This window comes from Leifsonia sp. 22587 (genome assembly GCF_052044215.1).
In the GTDB taxonomy this organism is placed as follows: Bacteria; Actinomycetota; Actinomycetes; order Actinomycetales; family Microbacteriaceae; genus Leifsonia; species Leifsonia shinshuensis_C.
The window spans coordinates 268,722-289,648 of the sequence record NZ_JBQENB010000002.1 but is presented as its reverse complement, the minus strand read 5'-3'; the positions used below and the strand labels follow the sequence as shown (position 1 = coordinate 289,648).

Below are 20,927 nucleotides of genomic sequence, written 5' to 3'. Positions count from 1 at the left end.
GAGGGGTGGATGCGGGATGCCGTCAGAGCGCGTAGTCGACGACCACGGGGGTGTGGTCGGACCATCGCTCGTCGTAGGCGGCCGCGCGGTCCACCGCGACGTCCTTCACTCGTGCCGCGAGGGCGGGGGTGGCGAGCTGGTAGTCGATGCGCCAGCCCGAATCGTTGTCGAACGCTTTGCCGCGCCACGACCACCACGTGTACGGCCCCTCGACCTCGCCCGCATGCCTGCGGACGACGTCGACCCAGCCGAGCCCGGCGCCGTCGTTGTACCCGGCCTCGCCCTCGGCGCCCAGGAAGCGGTCGAAGTAGGCGCGCTCCTCCGGCAGGAAGCCGGCGCGCTTGACGTTGCCCTTCCAGTTGCGGATGTCGAGCGTGCGGTGACCGACGTTGAGGTCGCCCATGACGACCGCGAGCTCGTTGTGCTTCTGCAGCTCGGGCAGCCGGGCCTCCATCGCGTCGAGGAAGCGGTACTTCTCGGTCTGCTTCTCGGTGCCGGCCTCGCCGGAGTGCACGTAGGCGCTCACGACGGTGACCACCGTGCCGTCGACCTCGTAGTCGGCCTCGAGCCAGCGCCCGGCGCTGTCGAAGTCGGTCGGCCCGAGCTCCACCCGGTGGATGGACGCGCGGTGCCGGCTGGCGATCGCGACGCCCGCGCGGCCCTTGGCCGTCGCGGGGTCGTGGACGACATCCCACTCCTCGCCGAGGAGGCCCTGCAGGTCCTCCGTCGACGCCCGCACCTCCTGGATCGCGAGGATGTCGACGTCGCGCCCCTCGAGCCACGATCCCATGCCCTTGCGGAACGCGGCACGGATGCCGTTGGCGTTGATCGTCGCGATGCGCAGGGGGCTCGTGGGCATGCCTCCAGCCTACCGGGGGCCGGCGACACCGGATCGGCCGAGCGGGTCGCCGTCGAGGAGGTCGTCGAGCCGCTGCTCCGCCCGCGCGACACGGCGCTGCGCCGGGAGGCGCGCGTACCAGCTCACCGTCGCCAGCTCGTCCTGCGCCTGCGCCAGCTCCGACCGGGCGACGAGCACGCGTGCCTCGTGCTCGGCGGCGGCGCGCTCCGCCGCGGCCTGCTCCGGTGTGACGGCGCGCGGCGAGAGACCGCGGTCGAACATCCCGATCGCGATCCACGAGGCCGACAACAGGATCACGCGCGAGATGAGGTTGAACCAGAGCAGCAGACCGATGAAGACGGCGAAGGTCGCCAGCAGCGGGTTCCTGTAGGCGCCGCGGAGCAGCAGGCCGCCGAGGGCGCTCAGCCCGGCGAGCACGAGCGCGCCGAGCAAGGCGCCGAAGAACAGGTTGCGCCACGGGATGGCGACGCGCGACATGACCCGGAACATCGCCCCCAGGGTCACGATGTTGAGCGCGACCGACACGACGAGACCCGAGAAACGGGCGACGGCGTTGGTCCAGAACGAGTCGGACGAGAGCCCGGTCAGGTCGAGGAGGAGTGTCAGCGCCTGCGTGCTCACGATGGTGAGCAGCGCGGAGATGAAGAACAGGACGCCGAAGACCAGCGCCAGGCCCAGGTCGCGCACCTTCTGGAGCACGTAACTGGTGGTGTCGCGGCTCAGCCGGAACACCGCGCGCACCGCCTGCCGCGTGTAGTAGAGCCAGCCGATCGCGGTCCAGATCAGTCCGATGGCGGCGATGACGCCCGTCCAGCCGAAGGAGGACGCGTTGCGCAGCTGCTCCTGCGGGATCACCCCGACGGTGGCGCTGGTCTCGATGAGGCCGGGCACCGCGCGGTTGATCAGGGCGATGAGGGCGTCGAACACCGCCTCGTTGCCGGAGAGCCAGTAGCTCGCGACCGAGAAGCCGACCCAGACGGCGGCGAACACGGCGAACAGCGACTGGTAGCCGATCCCGGCGGCGCGCAGGTTGCCGTCCGAGTACGAGTAGTTGATGTACACGCGGTACGGTCGCAGCGCCTTCACCCACTTGGCCCACCCCGAGACCCGGGCGACGGGACGCTCGAACCGGCGGACCAGCGGATCCGCGCGCTCCACCAGGCGTTCCTTCAGCGACTCGTCGGCGCCCGCCTCCACGTTCCCCGCGGCGCGCTGAAGCTCCGGGTCCGGCGGGGAGGGCTCGCCTCGGGACTTCTTGGCCACGCCGTCAGGATAGCGAGCGGCCGCGCCCCTCGGAGATGCAGCGCGACGAACCGCGAGTGCCGCGTACCTCGGGCGATTGGCCCCGAGTCACCGCGGTTGGCTCGCGAGGAGCATGGCGTTACCGTGCAGGACTGCGTGGAGTGCGTTCGCGGTCTCCTGGAAGGCCGAGTTCACCTTTGCCGCTCCGATGGCGCCGCCCTTGAGCGCGCCGGACGTCATGTCGCGGTTGAGGCGAGCGACCATCCGGTTCTCACCATCCACGAAGAAATCGACCACGAACGACACCTGGAACCGGTCTCCCGCCCATCCACCCAGCAGAACGGTCATCGCCGTGCTGCCGCGTCTAGCCAGAAATCCTCCCGTCGGAGTCTGCGAGACGGTGAATCCTTGACCTTCGAGGGCGGACGCGATGACACGACGTCCGGTCTCGTGGTCCGTGGTCAGGACGAAGTCATGGGCTGAGGGCATGGCGGTCTTCCTTAGGTGAGGCGGCGAGGCTCTCCTCGCGGTGTCACTGTGAAAGACGATGCCACTCCGACTTCTATGACGAGAGCCCTGAGCGCGCATGCGCTCAGGGCTCTCTATCTGGAGGTCGGGGCGATCAGCGCTTGCCGCGCATGATGGCCTGCTTCACCTCGGCGATCGCCTGCGTGACCTGGATGCCGCGGGGGCACGCGTCGGTGCAGTTGAAGGTCGTGCGGCAGCGCCACACGCCCTCCTTGTCGTTGAGGATGTCGAGGCGCACCTGCGAGTTGTCGTCGCGCGAGTCGAAGATGAAGCGGTGCGCGTTGACGATCGCGGCCGGGCCGAAGTACTGGCCGTCGGTCCAGAACACCGGGCACGACGAGGTGCACGCGGCGCACAGGATGCACTTGGTGGTGTCGTCGAAGCGGGCGCGGTCGGCGACCGACTGGACGCGCTCCTTGCCCTTCTCGGGCTTGGAGTTGGCGACGAGGAACGGCTGCACCTCGCGGTACGACTCGAAGAACGGCTCCATGTCGACGATGAGGTCCTTCTCGAGCGGCAGGCCCTTGATCGCCTCGACGTAGATCGGCTTCGAGATGTCGAGGTCCTTGATCAGCGTCTTGCAGGCGAGGCGGTTGCGGCCGTTGATGCGCATGGCGTCGGATCCGCAGATGCCGTGGGCGCACGAGCGGCGGAAGGTGAGCGAGCCGTCCTGCTCCCACTTGATCTTGTGCAGGGCGTCGAGGATGCGGTCGGTCGGGAACAGCTCGACGTCGAAGTCCTGCCAGCGCGGCTCGCTGTCCACATCCGGGTCGAAACGGCGGATAATGAGCGTCACGGTGAACGACTCGACCGGGGCCTCGGGGGCCGGGGGAGTCTCGAGCACGGCGTTCGACATCAGTACTTCCTCTCCATCGGCTGGTAGCGGGTCACCACGACCGGCTTCCAGTCGAGCGTGATGTGGTCTGCCGCATCGGACGAGTGCGGGTCGCCGGTGAGGTAGGCCATCGTGTGCTTCATGTAGTTCTCGTCGTCGCGCTTCGGGAAGTCGTCGCGCATGTGGCCGCCGCGGGACTCCTTGCGGTTGCGCGCGGAGTAGACGACGACCTCGGCGAGGTCGAGCAGGAAGCCGAGCTCGACGGCCTCCAGCAGGTCGGTGTTGTAGCGCTTGCCCTTGTCCTGCACCTGCACGTTGCGGTAGCGCTCGCGCAGCTGGTGGATGGTCTCGGTGACCTTGGCGAGGGACTCGTCGGTGCGGAACACCTGGGCGTTCCGGTCCATCTCGTCCTGCAGCTCCTTGCGGATGGCGGCGATGCGCTCGGTCCCGGTGGAGCCGCGGAGGTCGCCGATCATGCTGCGGACCGCGCCGGCCGGGTCCTCCGGCAGCGGGACGAACTCGGCGGTCTTGACGTACTCGACCGCGTTGTTGCCCGCGCGCTTGCCGAAGACGTTGATGTCGAGCAGCGAGTTCGTGCCCAGGCGGTTGGAGCCGTGCACGGAGACGCAGGCGCACTCGCCGGCGGCGTAGAGGCCGGGGACGACCGTCGTGTTGTCGCGCAGCACCTCAGCGGCCGTGTTGGTCGGGATGCCGCCCATGGCGTAGTGCGCGGTGGGCATCACCGGGACCGGCTCGACCACGGGGTCGACGCCGAGGTAGGTGCGGGCGAACTCCGTGATGTCGGGGAGCTTGGTCTCGAGCACCTCGGCGCCCAGGTGCGTGCAGTCGAGCAGCACGTAGTCCTTGTGCGGTCCGGCGCCGCGGCCCTCCGCGACCTCCTGCACCATGCACCGGGCGACGATGTCGCGCGGCGCGAGGTCTTTGATGGTCGGGGCGTAGCGCTCCATGAACCGCTCGCCGGACGCGTTGCGGAGGATGGCGCCCTCGCCGCGGGCGCCCTCGGTGAGGAGGATGCCCAGGCCGGCCAGGCCGGTCGGGTGGAACTGGAAGAACTCCATGTCCTCCAGCGGCAGCCCCTTGCGCCAGATGATGCCGACGCCGTCGCCGGTCAGCGTGTGGGCGTTGGAGGTGGTCTTGAAGATCTTGCCGAAGCCGCCGGTCGCGAAGATGATCGCCTTCGAGTGAAAGACGTGCAGCTCGCCGGTGGACAGCTCGTAGGCGACGACGCCGGCGGGCTGGGGGACCCCGTCCACCTCGTTCATGATCACGTCGAGCACGTAGAACTCGTTGAAGAAGTTGATGCCGAGCTTCACGCAGTTCTGGAACAGCGTCTGCAGGATCATGTGGCCGGTGCGGTCGGCGGCGTAACAGGCCCGGCGGACCGGCGCCTTGCCGTGGTCGCGGGTGTGGCCGCCGAAGCGGCGCTGGTCGATCTTGCCCTCGGGTGTGCGGTTGAACGGCAGGCCCATGTTCTCGAGGTCGATGACCGCGTCGATGGCCTCCTTGGCGAGGATCTCCGCCGCGTCCTGGTCGACCAGGTAGTCGCCGCCCTTCACCGTGTCGAAGGTGTGCCACTCCCAGCTGTCCTCCTCGACGTTCGCGAGCGCCGCGGCCATGCCGCCCTGCGCCGCGCCCGTGTGCGAGCGGGTGGGGTAGAGCTTCGAGATCACGGCCGTGCGGGCGTGGGGGCCCGCCTCGATCGCCGCGCGCATCCCGGCGCCGCCGGCGCCGACGATGACGATGTCGAACTCGTGGTAGTGGACGCCGTCGATGACGGTGGATTCAATGGCTTCTGATGTCACAGGGTTTCCGTGTCGATTCGTCGCTGGGTCAGGATCGTGGGCTCGTTCAGCGCGCCGGGCAGAACGACGGCAGGTCGGAGGCCGCAGCGCCGGCGGGGCAGGGGTCGAAGGTGAAGATCACGAGCGTGCCGAGCACGATCAGCACCACCACCGCGGCCAGGATGGCCCACTTGAGGATGCGGTTGACGACGCGGTTGTACGCGTAGTCGTTGACGAGCGTCCGCATGCCGTTGCCGCCGTGGATGAGCGCGAGCCACAGCATCAGCAGGTCCCAGACCTGCCAGAACGGGGTGGCGTACTTGCCGGCCACGAAGGCGAAGTCGATCTGCTTCACGCCGTCGCCCAGCACCAGGTTGATGAGCAGGTGGCCGAAGATCAGGACCACCAGGATCAGGCCGGAGAACCGCATGTAGATCCAGCCCCACTTCTCCCAGTTCTTGCCACGGGAGGAACGGGCGGCGGGGGTGCGCGGCGCCTCGATGGTCGTCACGTCAGTTCACCTCCGAGAAGATGTGGATGAGCTGCGTCGGCACGAAGCCGGCCATCAGGATGACCCACAGGGCGAGGACGATCCAGAACATGACCTTCTGGTACTTGACGCCCTTGCTCCAGAAGTCGATCAGGATGATCCGGATGCCGTTGAAGGCGTGGAAGATGATCGCCGCGACGAGCGCCATCTCGCCGAATCCCATGATCGGGTTCTTGTAGGTGCCGATCACCGCGTTGTAGGCCTCGGGGCTCACGCGGATGAGCGACGTGTCCAGGATGTGGACGAGAAGGAAGAAGAAGATGGCCACACCGGTGATGCGGTGGAGGACCCACGACCACATCCCCTCGCGGCCTCGGTACAGTGTGCCGCCGGGCCGGGTCTTGGCCGGCTGCAGCGTCCCTGTCGCTTGGTCTGACACGGGACAACCCTCCCTGGTTGCGATTCGCTTCATCGGGGCGCGGTGAGCGCAGCGCAAGTCTATGCCGCGTGCGCATCGGACGCCTCTTAGGGTGACCTCAGTTATCTCGATGTCGAGATAACCCGGCCTGTACGCCGGGAGGCTCCGGGCGTACCGTCCACCCCATGAGCCAGGACGAACCGATCATGCAGGGCGCCACCGATGCGAGCGACCAGTCGAAGGTGGCGGGCATCGTCGAGCAGGTGCGCGCCGACATGCAGCTGCGCGGGTCGGAGGACAGCGAGCGGCTGCTGAAGCAGCGGCTGTCGGAGACGGGCATCGAGCTGCCGCAGGAGGAGATCTCGCGGCTGGTCCAGGAGATCCAGAACGGCCCGTCGGTCGTCGACTGACCGACCGGTCTACAGCACGTCGGTGGACCCGGTGATCTTCAGCGCATCCACCACCGACTTCACGCGCTGAGCGTTCTCGCTCGTGGTGACGAGCAGGGCGTCGGGCGTGTCGACGACCACGATGTCCTTCACCCCGATCAGGCTGATGACCCGGCCGCTCTGGCTGACCACGATGCCGCTCGACGAGTCCGCGAGAACGCGGGCGTTCTCGCCGAGGATGGCGAGGTCCGACTTGCGGCCGCCGGAGTTGAGCTTGGCGAGCGAGGCGAAGTCGCCCACGTCGTCCCAGTCGAAGTAGCCGGGGATGACGGCGAGCCGGCCGGCCGCGGCGGCGGGCTCCGCGACGGTGTAGTCGATCGCGATCTTCTCCAGGCCCGGCCAGATGCGGTCGACCGCCGGCCCGCGGGTGGCGGGGTCGTCCCACGCCTCGGCGAGCTCGAGGAGCCCGGCGTGGAGCTGCGGCTTGTTGCGGCCGATCTCCTCGAGCAGCCGGTCGGCGCGCGAGATGAACATGCTGGCGTTCCAGAGGTAGGAGCCGTTCGCGAGGTACCGCTCGGCGGTCTCCAGGTCCGGCTTCTCCTTGAAGGAGTCCACCGCCAGGGCGCTGGGTGCGCCGTCGATCTCCAGCCGGTCGCCGTAGTGGATGTAGCCGAAGCCGACCGCGGGCTCCGTCGGCCGGATGCCGATGGTCGTGATGTAGCCGGCCTCCGCGGCGGCCGCGGCCTCGCGCACGGCCGACTGGAACAGCGGCAGGTTCTTGATGACATGGTCCGCGGCGAACGAGCCGATGATCACACCGGGCTCCCGGCGTTCCAGGATGGCGGCCGCCAGGCCGATCGCGGCGGTCGAGTCCCGCGGCTCCGACTCCAGCACGACGTTCGGGTCGGCGAGGTCGGGGAGCTGGCGCTCGACGGCCAGCCGGTGCGCGCGCCCGGTGACGACCATGATGCGCTGCTCCCCGGAGAGCGGCGCCAGCCGGTCCCAGGTGTCGCGGAGCAGCGTCTGGCCGGAACCGGTCAGATCGTGGAGGAACTTGGGCGCGTCCGCGCGCGACAGCGGCCACAGCCGGGAGCCGATGCCTCCGGCCGGGATCACGCTGTAGAAGCGGTCGATGGGAGGCCCCTGGGTGATCCTGCGCTGCTGCGTCATGCCGAAAGGATACCGAGCGGTGCCGGACACCGGCCGTTCACAGTCGCGACACCGGCCGACCCTAGCGTGAGGCCATGCGGGTCGCGGTGGTCAGCGAGAGCTTCCTCCCCACGGTGAACGGGGTCACGACGAGTGTGCTGCGGGTGCTGGACCACCTCGCGGCCGAGGGTCACGAGGCGATCGTGATCTGCCCGGATGCGGGCGCCCCGGCCGAGTACGCCGGCTTCCGCATCCACCAGGTGCCGTCGATCGCCTACCGCCAGTTCCCGGTGGGGCTGCCGAGCCCGCAGGTGCAGCGCATCCTCTCGGGGTTCGGGCCGGACGTGCTGCACGCGGCGTCCCCCTTCTTCCTCGGCGCGCAGGCGATCGCCGCGGCCAACCGGCTCGGCGTCCCGTCCGTCGCGATCTACCAGACCGACGTCGCGGGCTTCGCCCGGCGCAACGGCCTCGGGGTCACCTCGGCGATCGCGTGGAAGTACGTGCGCTGGGTGCACGAGGGCGCCGACCTGACGCTCGCTCCGTCCGCGGCGAGCGAGTACGACCTCCGCACGGCCGGGGTCAGCCGGGTGGGCCGCTGGGGGCGCGGCGTCGACCTCGAGCGCTACCACCCCAATAAGAGGAGGACGCCCGCGGCGGCCGCGCTCCGGGAGCGCCTGTCGCCGGACGGCGAGACGGTCGTCGGCTACGTCGGCCGCATCGCCCCCGAGAAGCAGGTGGAGCGGCTGCGGGCCCTGCGCGGGATCGGCGGCGTCTCGGTCGCCATCGTCGGCGACGGCCCGTCGCGGGATGCGGTCGCGCGCGAGCTGCGCGGCGTCAACGTGCACTGGCTCGGCCGGCTGGGCGGCGACGACCTCGCCGCGGCCTACGCGGCCTTCGACGTGTTCGTGCACACGGGCTCCGAGGAGACCTTCGGTCAGACGGTGCAGGAGGCGCACGCCTCCGGGCTCCCGGTGGTCGCCCCGCGGGCGGGCGGCCCGATCGACCTCGTCGAGCACGGTGTCGACGGGCTGCTCTTCCCGCCGTCGGACGACCGGGCGCTCCGCGCGGCGGTGTCGATGCTCGTCCACGACGGAGCGCTGCGCCGCCGGATGGGCGAAGCCGGACGCCGGGCCGTGCTCGGCCGCAGCTGGGACGTGATCTGCCGCGAGCTCACCGGTCACTACGAGCGCGTCATCCTGAGTGCCGTCAGCGGGGTGGGAGCGTACAGTTAGGTGGCCCCAGCGGGCCGCCCGCCTTGCACTCTCGCGACCCTCGGAGGTGACCGATGGCCAACATGAATCGACGCGGCATCCCCATGCCCTTCGTGACCAGGACCCGCCGGGCCGAGCCTCCATCCGCCTCGGTCGCGCGGCAGCAGACCGACCTCGCGCCCGGCCGGCGCAGCATGGTCGACAGCGCGATCTACGCCGACGGCGTGCGGGTCGCCTCGCCGACCACCCTCGCCGAGACCTACACGGCGCTCGACCGCACCCCCGGCGGCGTCGCCTGGATCGGCCTCTACCGGCCGAGCGAGCAGGAGCTGCTCTCGCTGTCGGAGGAGTTCAACCTGCACCCGCTGGCGATCGAGGACGCCATCGTCGCCCACCAGCGGCCGAAGCTGGAACGGTACGACACCGTGCTCTTCGTCGTGCTGAAGGCGGCCAACTACCTGGACGCGCCCGAGGAGGTCGACTTCGGCGAGCTGCACCTCTTCGTCGGACGCAACTTCGTCATCACCGTCCGGCACAGCGAGTCGCCCGACCTCTCGCACGTGCGGCAGCGGATGGAGGGGGAGCCCGAGCTGCTCGCCCTCGGCCCGCAGGCCATCCTGTACGCGATCATCGACGCCGTCGTGGATGCGTACAGCCCGGTCGTCGCCGGTCTCGCCAACGACATCGACGAGATCGAGACGCAGGTGTTCGGCGGCGACGCCCTGGTGTCGCGGCGCATCTACGAGCTGTCGCGCGAGGTCATCGACTTCCAGCGGGCGACGCATCCCCTCTCGGCCGTCATGCTCGCGCTCGAGCGCGGGTCGGCGAAGTACGGGGTGACGCAGGAGCTGGAGCGGCGCCTCCGCGATGTGGCCGACCACCTCACCCAGGTCAACGAGCGGGTGGACGGGTTCCGCTATCTGCTGCGCGACATCCTCACCGTGAACTCCACGCTGGTGTCGGAGCGGCAGAACGAGGAGATGACCCGGCTGGCCCACTCGAGCCACCGGCAGGGCGAGGAGGTCAAGAAGATCTCGTCGTGGGCGGCGATCCTGTTCGCCCCGACCCTGATCGCGAGCATCTACGGCATGAACTTCACGCACATGCCGGAGCTGGAGTGGCCGCTGGGCTACCCTCTCGCGGTGCTCGCGATGGTCGGCCTCAGCGGACTGCTGTACTCGATCTTCAAGCGGCGGGGCTGGCTCTGAACCGGCCCCTCCCGAACGGGTGACAGCCCGCTCGAATGAGCACGTGCCAACCGGGTGAGCGTTTGTAACGCTTGCATGAAGAAGCCGGATTTTCGAACGGAGTGGTTCGTCACATTCGGTAACGTGAACCGCAGAAGCCTGCGATTACCCGCGCGGCTACGCATCTTGGAGGAATCACCTTGACAATCACAGCCCGTAAGGCCGGCCTCGTCGGCCTGGCGGCGATCGGCGTCATGTCGCTGCTCGCCGCGTGCTCGGCTGCCCCGTCGGACAGCTCGTCCGGCGGCGCCGCGAAGAGCGACTTCCAGCCCTGCATGGTCTCCGACTCCGGCGGATTCGACGACCACTCGTTCAACCAGCTCGGCTACGAGGGTCTGCAGCAGGCCGCGAAGTCGCTGAACGTGAAGTACAAGTCGGCCGAGTCGAAGAGCGAGAACGACTTCGCTCCGAACATCGACAGCATGGTCAACGCGAACTGCAACCTCGTCGTGACGGTCGGCTTCCTTCTCAAGGACGCGACGGAGAAGGCCGCGAAGGCGAACCCGGACGTCGACTTCGCGATCATCGACGACAACGAGATCCAGGCGAAGAACGTCAAGCCGATCATCTTCGACACGGCCCAGGCCGCGTTCCTGGCCGGCTACGCCGCCGCCAGCTACTCGAAGACCGGCATCGTCGGCACCTTCGGCGGCATGCAGATCCCCACGGTCACCATCTTCATGGACGGCTTCGCCGACGGTGTGAAGTACTTCAACGACCAGAAGGGCAAGTCCGTCAAGGTCGTCGGCTGGGACGTCGACAAGCAGAACGGCTCCTTCACCGGTGGCTTCGACGCCAACGAGACCGCGAAGAACACGGCTCAGGGCATCATCGACCAGAACGCCGACGTCATCATGCCGGTCGGCGGCCCGATCTACCAGTCGGCCGCTCAGGCGATCAAGGACTCCGGCAAGCCGATCGCGATGATCGGTGTCGACGCCGACGTCTACGAGTCCGACCCGACCGTGAAGGACCTGCTCCTCACCTCGGTCATGAAGGGCATGAAGCCGGCGACCAACGACGTCGTCACGCAGGCCGCCAAGGGCAAGTTCGACGCGACCCCGTACGTGGGCACGCTGAAGAACGACGGCGTCGGCATCGCGCCGTTCCATGACTTCGAGTCGAAGGTGGACTCGGGTCTGCAGGGCGAGCTCGACAAGATCAAGGCCGGCATCATCGACGGCTCGATCAAGGTCACGTCGCCCTCGTCGCCGAAGCAGTAATCAGCGACCAGAACGCATCGACGGGGAGGTCAGCCACGGCTGGCCTCCCCGTTGCGTTCCGCACTTGTCCGGGATGCTCATCTGAGCACACACTGACATATGTGCAGAAAGGTAGGGTGAGGAGGCGCGACGAGGCCACCAGCCGTTCCGCGTGCCCCTCTCCGTAACACGGCTCTGTGCTCCACAAGGCGCTGCGCTCCCCACGGGCGAGTAAGAGAAGGAACCCACCCGAATGAAGCTCGAACTCCGCGGCATCACCAAACGGTTCGGTGCCCTGGTCGCCAACGACCACATCGACCTCACGGTCGAACCCGGCGAGATCCACTGCCTGCTCGGTGAGAACGGCGCAGGCAAGTCCACCCTGATGAACGTGCTCTACGGCTTCTACCAGGCCGACGAGGGCGAGATCCTGCTCGACGACGTCGTCCAGCGGTTCGCGGGTCCGGGTGACGCGATGAAGGCCGGCATCGGCATGGTGCACCAGCACTTCATGCTCATCCCCGTCTTCACGGTCGCGGAGAACGTCATGCTCGGCCACGAGCAGACGAAGTTCGGCGGCCGCCTCGACCTGAACGCGGCCCGCGCGAAGGTGCGCGAGATCTCCGCCCGGTTCGGCTTCGACGTCGACCCGGACGCCCTGGTGGAGGACCTTCCGGTCGGCGTCCAGCAGCGCGTCGAGATCATCAAGGCGCTCTCGCAGGACGCCAAGGTGCTCGTCTTCGACGAGCCGACCGCTGTGCTGACCCCGCAGGAGACCGACGAGCTGATGGCGATCATGCGCCAGCTCAAGGAGCAGGGCACCGCGATCATCTTCATCACCCACAAGCTCCGCGAGGTGCGTGAGGTCGCCGACCGCATCACGGTCATCCGCCTCGGCAAGGTGATCGGCGAGGCCGAGCCGACCGCGACCAACGTCGAGCTCGCCTCGATGATGGTCGGCCGCGCCGTCTCGCTCACGGTCGAGAAGGAGGTCGCCACCCCCGGCGACCCCGCACTCGTCGTGAAGAATCTCTCGGTGATCGACCCGATCGGCCAGCTGGTCGTCAACAACGTCAGCTTCGAGGTGCGCGCCGGCGAGATCCTCGCCATCGCGGGCGTCCAGGGCAACGGGCAGACCGAGCTGACGGAGGCGATCATCGGCCTCCAGCCGCGCGTGCAGGGCGAGATCCTCCTCGACGGCACGCCCATCCAGGGTCACAGCGTGCGCAAGGTGCTCGACGCCGGCGTCGGGTTCGTGCCGGAGGACCGCAACGAGGACGGGCTGGTCGGCGAGTTCAGCATCCAGGAGAACCTGATGCTCGACCGGTCGACCGGGGATCCGTTCGTCAAGGGCGGCAACATCCAGTTCTCGTACCTGAAGGACTTCGCCGAGGAGAAAGTGCGCGAGTTCGACGTGCGCACCCAGTCCATCGACACGAAGGTCGGCCGGCTCTCCGGCGGCAACGCGCAGAAGGTGGTGCTCGCCCGTGAGCTCAGCCGCGAACTGCGCCTGTTCGTCGCGGCGCAGCCGACACGCGGTCTGGATGTCGGATCGATCGAGTTCGTGCACAAGCGCATCGTCGAGACCCGCGACGCCGGCGTCCCGGTGATCGTGGTGTCGACCGAGCTCGACGAGGTCGCGGCCCTCGCCGACCGGATCGCCGTGATGTACCGCGGGGGGATCGTAGGAATCGTGCCGGGGGACACGTCGCGTGACGTCCTCGGCCTGATGATGGCCGGCGAGTCGCCGGAGCAGGCAGGAGCAGCAGCATGACCGGGACCGACACCGCGCCGGCCCAGCCCGTCGAGCCGGGAGCCCCGGCCCCCGCGTCCGGCCGGGGCGAGGAGCCCTCGCGCTGGAGCAGGGCGGTCCGCGACATCATGAGCGGGCCGGTGATCATCTCGGTGCTGGCCGTCGTGCTGGCGCTGGTCGTCGGAGCCGTGCTGATCGCGGTCACCGACCCGGACGTCCAGAAGGCCGCCGGGTACTTCTTCGCGCGGCCCGGGGACACGTTCTCGGCGATCTGGACCTCGGTGTCCGACGCCTACGTGTCGATGTTCCAGGGCGCGATCTACAACTTCCGCCGGCCGACGTTCTCCGCGGGCATCCGGCCGCTCACCGACACGCTCACGTTCGCCACCCCGCTGATCGTCAGCGGCCTCGGCGTCGCGCTGGCGTTCCGCGTGGGCCTGTTCAACATCGGCGGCCAGGGGCAGATCCTGATCGCCGCCGCGGCCTCCGCCTGGGTGGGCTTCTCGTTCGACCTGCCCCCCGTCGTGCACCTGGTGCTGGCGATCGTGGCCGGCATCGTCGGCGGCGCGATCTGGGCCGGCATCGTCGGCCTCCTGAAGGCGAGGACCGGCGCGCACGAGGTGATCGTCACGATCATGCTCAACTACATCGCCTTCTATCTGATCGCCTACATGCTGCGCACGCAGGGGCTGCTGCAGGCGCCGGGCTCCAACAACCCGAAGGCGCCGGCCGTGCACCCGAACGCGGTGTTCCCGCCGCTGTTCGGCGAGCAGTACAACCTCACCTGGGCCTTCATCCTGGTGATCGCCGCGACGGTGTTCGTGTGGTGGCTGATCAACCGGTCCGGCCTCGGCTTCCGCTTCCGCGCGGTCGGCGAGAACCCGAACGCAGCACGCGTCGCGGGCATCAACGTCAAGAACATCTACGTCTACGCGATGCTCATCGCCGGTGGCCTGGTCGGCCTCGCGGGCGCCAGCCAGGCGCTGGGCGTGTTCCCGGCGGGCATCAGCTCCGGTGTGGATGCGGGCATCGGCTTCGACGCGATCACCGTCGCGCTGCTCGGCCGCTCGCGGCCGTGGGGCGTCTTCATCGCCGGCCTGCTCTTCGGAGCCCTGAAGGCCGGCGGCTACACCATCCAGGCGGCCAACGACATCCCGATCGACATCGTGCTGATCCTGCAGTCGCTCATCGTCCTCTTCGTCGCGGCGCCGCCGCTGGTGCGCGTGATCTTCCGTCTGCCCGAGCCGGGGAGCGCGCCCCGGAGACCGGGTCCCATCGTCACGAAGGAGGTGGAGGCCAAGTGACCACCACCGCCCCCGTCGTCCCCGACTCGTCGCCGATCGTCCTCGAGAAGGCGGAGATCCGGTCCTGGAAGGCCCCGATCGCCCTCGCCGTCTTCGTTGTGATCAGCATCGTGCTGTTCTTCGGCTTCGCCCGGCACGGAGAGAGCACGTTCCGCTTCTCGGAGACCTCCGACGCGATCAAGCTGGCGAACCTCACCGTCGACACCTTCGTCACGACGACCATCGTCACCATCCTCCTGATCGTGCTGACGGCGCTCAGCGCGTACTACTCGTACCGCGCCCGCAAGACGCCGATCTGGCTGGTCATCGTCTTCGCCGCGCTGTTCATGTTCGCCTTCCTCGCCTGGGCGGGGTCGGGCGAGCTGCCGGTTCCCGTCACCGGGCTCCTGCTGGGCACGATCAGCCTCTCCGTGCCCCTCGTGTTCGGCGCCCTGGGCGGCGTGATCTCCGAGCGTGGCGGTGTGGTGAACGTCGCCATCGAGGGCCAGTTGCTCGCCGGAGCGTTCGTCTCCGCGATGACCGCGACGCTCACCGGCAGCTGGGTCGTCGGCCTCCTCGCCGCGCTCATCGCCGGTGTGCTGGTGTCGTTCGTGCTCGCGGCGTTCTCGATCAAGTACCTGGTCGACCAGGTGATCGTCGGCGTCGTGCTGAACGTGCTGGTCACCGGCCTCACCAGCTTCCTCTACTCCACCGTGCTCGCGGGCGACCCGCAGCTGCTCAACCACCCGCCGCGCCTGCCGGAGTGGCCCATCCCGGTGCTCGGCGACATCCCGATCATCGGCCCGGTGCTGTTCCGCCAGACGATCATCGAGTACCTGATGTACATCGCGATCTTCGCGGTCTGGTTCGGGCTGTTCAAGACCCGCTGGGGCCTCCGCCTCCGCTCGGTCGGCGAGCACCCGGAGGCCGCGGACACCGTGGGCATCAACGTCAACAGCACCCGGTTCTGGAACGTCTCCCTCGCGGGTGCCGTCGCCGGGCTCGGCGGCGCGTACTTCACGCTGGGATCGGTCGGCGCCTTCTCGAAGGAGATGACCGCCGGTCAGGGCTTCATCGCCCTCGCGGCCGTGATCTTCGGACGCTGGGACCCGATCCGGGCGACCCTCGCGGCGCTGCTGTTCGGCTTCGCCTCCAACCTGCAGAACGTGCTCGGCATCATCGGCTCGCCGGTGCCCAGCGAGTTCATGCTCATGCTCCCGTACGTCGTGACGATCTTCGCGGTGGCCGGCCTGGTCGGGCTCTCGCGGGCGCCCGCCGCCGACGGCAAGCCGTACATCAAGTCATGAGCGACAGGGGTGGAACCGCAGGCATGAGCGACGCGATCGACTGGGAGGCGCTGCGCGTCGCCGCGACCGAGGCGATGCACCACGCGTACGTCCCGTACTCGAAGTTCCCGGTCGGTGCGGCGGCCCTCGTCGACGACGGCCGGATCGTCAGCGGCTGCAACGTCGAGAACGCCAGCTACGGCGTGACGCTGTGCGCCGAGTGCGGACTGGTCTCGTCGCTCGCGATGACCGGGGGCGGCCACCTCGTCGCCTTCACCTGCGTCAACGGCGACGGCGACATCCTGATGCCGTGCGGCCGCTGCCGCCAGCTGCTGTACGAGCACTCGGCCGAGGGGATGCTGCTGGAGACGGTCTCCGGCATCCGCACCATCGACCAGGTGCTGCCCGACGCGTTCGGGCCGCGCCAGCTCGCCGCCTACGCGGCCGAGCACGAGAACGACTGAACAGGAACACCTTCGTGACCGATCTTGCAGGAGAGGTCGAGGCGTTCGACGCCGTCGACCTGATCAGGACCAAGCGCGACCGCGGCGAGCTCAGCACCGCCGAGATCGACTGGCTCGTGGATGCGTACACCCGCGGGTACGTCGGCGACGAGCAGATGTCGGCGATGACGATGGCCATCTTCCTCAACGGGATGACGCGCCGCGAGATCAAGGACCTCACGCTCGCGATGATCGCCTCGGGCGAGCGGATGGACTTCTCCGGGCTCGGCAAGCCGACCGCGGACAAGCACTCCACGGGAGGCGTCGGCGACAAGATCACGCTGCCCCTGATGCCGCTGGTCGCGACCTTCGGGGTGGCCGTTCCGCAGCTCTCCGGCCGCGGCCTCGGCCACACCGGCGGGACGCTGGACAAGCTGGAGAGCATCCCCGGCTGGCGCGCCAACCTCAGCAACGAGGAGATGTTCGCCCAGCTGCGCAACGAGGGCGGCGTCATCTGCGCCGCCGGTTCGGGTCTCGCCCCGGCGGACGGCAAGCTGTACGCGCTGCGCGACATCACCGGGACGGTCGAGGCCATCCCGCTGATCGCCTCTTCGATCATGTCCAAGAAGATCGCCGAGGGGACCGGTGCGCTGGTGCTCGACGTGAAGTTCGGCTCCGGAGCGTTCCTCAAGGACATCGAGCGCTCGCGCGAACTCGCCCGCACCATGGTGGAGCTGGGCCGGGATGCCGGGGTCGCGACGTCCGCGCTGCTGACCGATATGAACGTGCCGCTCGGCCTCGCGATCGGCAACGCGAACGAGGTCCGTGAGTCCGTCGAGGTGCTCGCCGGCGGCGGCCCCGCCGACATCGTCGAGCTGACGGTCGCCCTCGCCCGCGAGATGCTGACGCTGGCCGGGCGCCCGGACGAGGACGTCGAGGCGGCGCTGAAGGACGGCCGCGCGATGGACAAGTGGCGCGAGGTCATCCGCGCGCAGGGCGGCGACCCCGACGCGGCCCTCCCGGTGGCCAAGGAGACCCACACCGTGGTCGCCGACAGCGACGGCGTGCTGGTCGAGCAGCAGGCGCTGCCGTTCGGCATCGCCGCCTGGCGCCTCGGCGCCGGCCGCGCCCGCAAGCAGGACCCGGTGCAGCACGCCGCGGGCATCGACCTGCACGCGAAGCCGGGGGACGAGGTCCGCGCCGGCCAGCCGCTGTTCACGCTGTCCGCCGACGAGCCCGCCCGCTTCGAGCGCGCGCTGGAGGCGCTGCAGGGCGCGTACCGCATCGCGCCCGCAGGGACCCCTTTCGAGCGCGGCCCGCTGATCGCCGACCGCATCGCCTAGGCTGAATCCCATGAGCGACGCCTGGAACGAGTACGAGCTGGCCGACGGCACGGAGATCCGTCCGCTTCCGAAGGTCTCCCTCCACGACCACCTCGACGGCGGGCTCCGCCCGGCGACCGTGCTGGAGCTGGCCGACCAGGCCGGCGTCGAGCTCCCGGCGCAGGACCCCGCGGAGCTGGGCCGCTGGTTCGGCGAGAAGTCGAACTCCGGCTCGCTGGTGGAGTACCTGAAGACGTTCGACCTGACGACCGCGGTCATGCAGACCCGTGAGGGTCTGAGCCGCGTCGCCCGCGAGTTCGTCCAGGACCTCGGCGAGGACGGCGTCGTCTACGGCGAGATCCGCTGGGCCCCCGAGCAGCACCTCACGCGCGGGCTCTCGCTCGACGAGACGGTGGAGGCCGTGCAGGAGGGCATCGAGCAGGGCATCCAGGATGTGCGCAGCGCCGGTGGGCGCATCCGCGTCGGCCAGCTGGTGACCGCAATGCGTCACAATGACCGCGGCCTGGAGATCGCCGAGCTCGCCGTCCGCCACCGCGACCGCGGCGTCGTCGGCTTCGACATCGCCGGCCCCGAGGCCGGTTTCCCGGCGTCGAACCACCGCGCGGCGTTCGACTACCTCGCCTCGGAGTTCTTCCCGGCCACCGTGCACGCGGGGGAGGCCGACGGCCTGGACAGCATCCGCAGCGCGCTCCTCGACGGCCGTGCCCTGCGCCTGGGCCACGGCGTCCGCCTGGCCGAGGACATCACGATCGAGCGCCAGGACGACGAGAACACCTACGTCACGCTGGGCTCCCTGTCGCAGTGGGTCAAGGACCGCGAGATCGCGCTCGAGACGAGCCCGACCTCCAACCTGCAGACGGGCGCCATCGCGGCCTGGGGGGACGACATCCTCGACCACCCGTTCGACCTGCTCTACCAGCTGGGCTTCCGGGTCACCGTGAACACCGACAACCGGCTCATGAGCGGCACGACCCTCACGCGCGAGCTGAGCCTGCTGGCGGACGCCTTCGCGTACGACCGGACCGACCTCGAGATCTTCCAGCTGAACGCCGCCGCGGGCGCGTTCCTGCCGCTCGAGGAGCGCGAAGAGCTGGCCGAGATCATCACAGCAGGTTTCGAGGGTTCCTGACCCACCGGGCGTTACGCTGAACTCATGTCACTGCCACCGCTGCCTGATTCCGCCATCACCGTCGGCGCGCACGCCGTCGACTGGCGCCAGGCGGTCGAGCTGGCGGGGGAGGCGCTGGCGCGCTCCGGGGCCACGGAGCAGGGGTACGGGCAGCGCATGATCCAGGTGATCGAGGAGTTCGGCGCGTACATCGTGATCGCTCCGGGGCTCGCGCTCGCGCACGCCCGTCCGGGGCCCGACGTGAACGCGGACGGCCTGTCCGTCGTCACGCTGGACGAGCCGGTGGTCTTCGGTCACCCCCACAACGACCCCGTCTCCGTCGTGCTCGGTCTCGCCGTCTCCACGCCGGAGGCGCACGTGACGAGCGTGGCCGAGCTGGCCAACGTCTTCAACGACCCGGAGGCCATCCCGGCGCTCGCGGCGGCCACCGATGTCGCGGAGGTGCAGCGCATCCTCACGCTGACCGAGGAGGAGACGGCGCGGTGAAGATCGTCGCCATCTGCGGCGTCGGCGTCGGGACGTCGGGCATCCTGAAGGTCAACGCGGAGCGCGTCCTCGACCGGCTGGGCATCGACGCCGAGGTGACCGCGTCGGACGCCGCCAACATCACGGAGGCGGCGGCGAACGCCCAGGTCGTGCTCACGTCTCCCGAGCTGGTGGATCGCATCGGCCGCACCAACGCGGACGTGATCGTCGTGAACAACTACTTCGACCTCGAGGAGCTCGAGCAGAAGCTCGACGAAGCCCTCGGCTGAGGTCGTCAGCCTCGCAGCAGCGCCTCCACGAGCCCGGGGAACCGGGCGTCGAGCTCGTCGCGCCGCAGCTGGATCTCGTGCGTGCGGCCGGACACGATGGTGCGCGTGACGCCGGCCTCGCGGAGCGCCTTGAAGTGGTGCGCCATGGTCGACTTCTGCACGTCGACGCCCCACTCCGTGAGAGTCTTCGGATGCGGGCGCCCGTCGGCGAGCACGCGCACGATCTGCAGCCGGATGGGGTCGCCGACCGCGCGCAGCACATCCACGAGCTGGACCTCGGACATGTCGGGGGTGGGGTAGTCGGTCATGCGCACCAATTGTTTGACAATCATCGAACAATAGTCGTACCTTAACGGTATGACATCCGTCGAACAATCGTACCGCAGGACGCTCCCCGCGCTGCTGGTGCTCGCACTCGCGCTGTTCGTGGTCGGCACGAACGCCTTCGTGATCGCCGGGCTGCTGCCCCGCGTCGCCACCGGGCTGGGGGCGACCCCTACCCAGGTCAGCTGGTCCATCACCACGTACAGCCTCGTCGTGGCCGTCGCCGCCCCGGCGGTCTCCATCCTGCTGCCGCGGGTTCCCCGCGCCGGCCTCATGGCCGCGGGCCTCGGGGTCTTCGCCCTCGGCACCGCCGTCTCCGCGCTCGCCCCGAACCTCACCGTGTTCATCGCGGGCCGCACGTTCTCCGGCCTCGGCGGGGCCGCGCTCGTGCCGACGGCGACCGCCGCCGCCGCGTCGCTCGCCCGGCCGGGCAAGCGCGGGCAGGCGCTGGCGATCGTGGGCGCGGGGTTCACTCTCGCGACCGCGGTCGGGTCGCCGCTCGGAACCGCGCTCGGTGGACTCGCCGGCTGGCGGTTCGCCCTGTGGTGCATCGTGGCGCTCGCCGCGGTGCTCGTGGTCGCCATCCCGCTGCTGGTGCACGGGGTGCCGGTCCCGCCGGCGGTCTCGCTGGGGCGGCGGCTCGCGCCGCTCGCCGACCTGCGGATCGTCGCCCCTCTCGCCACCACGCTGCTGATGATCGCGGGCTTCAACATCGTCTACATCTTCTCGGCGGCGGTGACCCACGCCTCCACCGGCGGATCGGGGACCCTGCTCGCGGTCCTGCTGCTGGCCTACGGCGTCGCCGGTGTCGCGGGCAACGCGGTGGCCGGCCCGCTCACCGACCGGTTCGGGAGCAGGGCGGTGGCGACGTTCGCGCTCGCCGCGCAGGCGGTCACCCTGGTCGTGCTCGCGGCGACGGAGGCGTCGTTCGTCGCGTCGGTCGTGGTCTTCGCGCTCTGGGGCGTCGCGGCGTTCGCCATCGCCATCCCGGTGCAGCACCGGCTGGTGCACGTGGAGCCGGAGAACGCGGCGCTCGCCCTCTCGTGGTACTCCACCGCGATGTACGTCGGGATCGCCATCGCCCCGCCGATCGGCACGCTGGCGCTGGCGGCGGGCGGTCCGGTGGCGGTGCCGCTGGCCGGTGCGGTCGTCACCGTCGCAGCCCTCGCCGCGTTCCTGCTCGGCTACCTGGCGCGCGCGCCGCGAGCCGTCACCGCCTGACGGGAGCCGCCCAGCGGG

General features: G+C 69.4%; 22 protein-coding genes. 13 read left to right on the top strand and 9 right to left on the bottom strand.

The window, feature by feature from the left end; genetic code table 11:
• Window positions 1-22 precede the first annotated feature (22 nt).
• The 7 genes from ACTJI1_RS09345 to sdhC form a co-directional block, all read right to left on the bottom strand.
• A complete protein-coding gene (locus ACTJI1_RS09345; RefSeq protein ID WP_440742404.1) occupies window positions 23-859 on the bottom strand; it encodes an exodeoxyribonuclease III in 837 nt (278 codons plus the stop codon).
• Between the two features lie 9 nt (window positions 860-868).
• A complete protein-coding gene (locus ACTJI1_RS09340) occupies window positions 869-2,122 on the bottom strand; it encodes a YihY/virulence factor BrkB family protein (RefSeq protein WP_440742403.1) in 1,254 nt (417 codons plus the stop codon).
• Window positions 2,123-2,209: 87 nt separating this feature from the next.
• Complete coding sequence (locus ACTJI1_RS09335) at window positions 2,210-2,590, bottom strand: hypothetical protein (protein WP_440742402.1); 381 nt, start codon at window positions 2,588-2,590, stop codon at window positions 2,210-2,212.
• Between the two features lie 133 nt (window positions 2,591-2,723).
• The gene (locus ACTJI1_RS09330) at window positions 2,724-3,485 is read right to left on the bottom strand and encodes a succinate dehydrogenase iron-sulfur subunit (protein WP_310134558.1); all 762 of its coding nucleotides are present in this window, start codon (window positions 3,483-3,485) and stop codon (window positions 2,724-2,726) included.
• A complete protein-coding gene (gene sdhA, locus ACTJI1_RS09325) occupies window positions 3,485-5,287 on the bottom strand; it encodes a succinate dehydrogenase flavoprotein subunit (protein ID WP_310134561.1) in 1,803 nt (600 codons plus the stop codon). The genes ACTJI1_RS09330 and sdhA overlap by 1 nt, the downstream gene beginning before the upstream one ends.
• 46 nt (window positions 5,288-5,333) lie before the next feature.
• A complete protein-coding gene (locus ACTJI1_RS09320) occupies window positions 5,334-5,777 on the bottom strand; it encodes a succinate dehydrogenase hydrophobic membrane anchor subunit (protein ID WP_310134563.1) in 444 nt (147 codons plus the stop codon).
• Between the two features lies 1 nt (window position 5,778).
• Window positions 5,779-6,171 carry a succinate dehydrogenase, cytochrome b556 subunit gene (sdhC, locus tag ACTJI1_RS09315; RefSeq protein ID WP_396427128.1) on the bottom strand — a complete coding sequence of 131 codons (393 nt, stop codon included), beginning with the start codon at window positions 6,169-6,171 and terminating at the stop codon, window positions 5,779-5,781.
• Window positions 6,172-6,359: 188 nt separating this feature from the next.
• On the opposite strand from sdhC, the gene ACTJI1_RS09310 reads away from it, so the two are divergent.
• Complete coding sequence (locus ACTJI1_RS09310) at window positions 6,360-6,584, top strand: hypothetical protein (RefSeq protein WP_310134566.1); 225 nt, start codon at window positions 6,360-6,362, stop codon at window positions 6,582-6,584.
• A 9-nt stretch (window positions 6,585-6,593) separates the two neighbouring features.
• Here ACTJI1_RS09310 and ACTJI1_RS09305 read toward each other — a convergent pair whose 3' ends face one another.
• Window positions 6,594-7,733 (bottom strand): mannose-1-phosphate guanylyltransferase, encoded by a 1,140-nt coding sequence (locus ACTJI1_RS09305; protein ID WP_310134570.1) that lies wholly within the window; start codon window positions 7,731-7,733, stop codon window positions 6,594-6,596.
• Between the two features lie 74 nt (window positions 7,734-7,807).
• Here ACTJI1_RS09305 and ACTJI1_RS09300 point away from each other — a divergent pair, with 74 nt between their 5' ends.
• The 11 genes from ACTJI1_RS09300 (at window position 7,808) to ACTJI1_RS09250 (ending at window position 19,364) form a co-directional block, all read left to right on the top strand.
• Window positions 7,808-8,944: a glycosyltransferase family 4 protein gene (locus ACTJI1_RS09300; protein ID WP_310134572.1), complete on the top strand. Its 1,137-nt coding sequence runs from the start codon at window positions 7,808-7,810 to the stop codon at window positions 8,942-8,944.
• Between the two features lie 53 nt (window positions 8,945-8,997).
• The gene (locus tag ACTJI1_RS09295; RefSeq protein WP_440742401.1) at window positions 8,998-10,131 is read left to right on the top strand and encodes a magnesium and cobalt transport protein CorA; all 1,134 of its coding nucleotides are present in this window, start codon (window positions 8,998-9,000) and stop codon (window positions 10,129-10,131) included.
• A gap of 179 nt (window positions 10,132-10,310) precedes the next feature.
• Window positions 10,311-11,393 (top strand): BMP family lipoprotein, encoded by a 1,083-nt coding sequence (locus tag ACTJI1_RS09290; RefSeq protein WP_310134574.1) that lies wholly within the window; start codon window positions 10,311-10,313, stop codon window positions 11,391-11,393.
• A 232-nt stretch (window positions 11,394-11,625) separates the two neighbouring features.
• Window positions 11,626-13,146, top strand: coding sequence for an ABC transporter ATP-binding protein (locus tag ACTJI1_RS09285; RefSeq protein WP_440742400.1), 1,521 nt, complete (start codon window positions 11,626-11,628; stop codon window positions 13,144-13,146).
• On the top strand, window positions 13,143-14,429 hold the full coding sequence (locus ACTJI1_RS09280; RefSeq protein ID WP_440742399.1) for an ABC transporter permease: 1,287 nt from the start codon (window positions 13,143-13,145) through the stop codon (window positions 14,427-14,429). Before ACTJI1_RS09285 ends, ACTJI1_RS09280 begins: the two co-directional genes overlap by 4 nt.
• Entirely contained in the window at window positions 14,426-15,715 is a 1,290-nt protein-coding gene (locus ACTJI1_RS09275; RefSeq protein ID WP_310134579.1) for an ABC transporter permease, read from the top strand. The genes ACTJI1_RS09280 and ACTJI1_RS09275 overlap by 4 nt, the downstream gene beginning before the upstream one ends.
• Before the next feature lie 23 nt (window positions 15,716-15,738).
• The gene (locus tag ACTJI1_RS09270; RefSeq protein ID WP_310135083.1) at window positions 15,739-16,158 is read left to right on the top strand and encodes a cytidine deaminase; all 420 of its coding nucleotides are present in this window, start codon (window positions 15,739-15,741) and stop codon (window positions 16,156-16,158) included.
• Between the two features lie 14 nt (window positions 16,159-16,172).
• Window positions 16,173-17,480, top strand: a complete 1,308-nt coding sequence (locus tag ACTJI1_RS09265; RefSeq protein WP_310134580.1) for a thymidine phosphorylase — start codon at window positions 16,173-16,175, stop codon at window positions 17,478-17,480.
• Between the two features lie 10 nt (window positions 17,481-17,490).
• Window positions 17,491-18,609, top strand: a complete 1,119-nt coding sequence (locus ACTJI1_RS09260) for an adenosine deaminase (protein WP_440742398.1) — start codon at window positions 17,491-17,493, stop codon at window positions 18,607-18,609.
• A gap of 24 nt (window positions 18,610-18,633) precedes the next feature.
• A complete protein-coding gene (locus ACTJI1_RS09255) occupies window positions 18,634-19,095 on the top strand; it encodes a PTS sugar transporter subunit IIA (RefSeq protein WP_310134582.1) in 462 nt (153 codons plus the stop codon).
• Entirely contained in the window at window positions 19,092-19,364 is a 273-nt protein-coding gene (locus ACTJI1_RS09250) for a PTS sugar transporter subunit IIB (protein ID WP_440742397.1), read from the top strand. The genes ACTJI1_RS09255 and ACTJI1_RS09250 overlap by 4 nt, the downstream gene beginning before the upstream one ends.
• A gap of 5 nt (window positions 19,365-19,369) precedes the next feature.
• Here the strand turns inward: ACTJI1_RS09250 and ACTJI1_RS09245 are convergent, their stop codons facing one another.
• Entirely contained in the window at window positions 19,370-19,672 is a 303-nt protein-coding gene (locus ACTJI1_RS09245; protein ID WP_440742396.1) for an ArsR/SmtB family transcription factor, read from the bottom strand.
• 49 nt (window positions 19,673-19,721) lie between these two features.
• On the opposite strand from ACTJI1_RS09245, the gene ACTJI1_RS09240 reads away from it, so the two are divergent.
• Window positions 19,722-20,909 carry an MFS transporter gene (locus ACTJI1_RS09240; protein WP_440742395.1) on the top strand — a complete coding sequence of 396 codons (1,188 nt, stop codon included), beginning with the start codon at window positions 19,722-19,724 and terminating at the stop codon, window positions 20,907-20,909.
• Window positions 20,910-20,927: the final 18 nt, after the last annotated feature.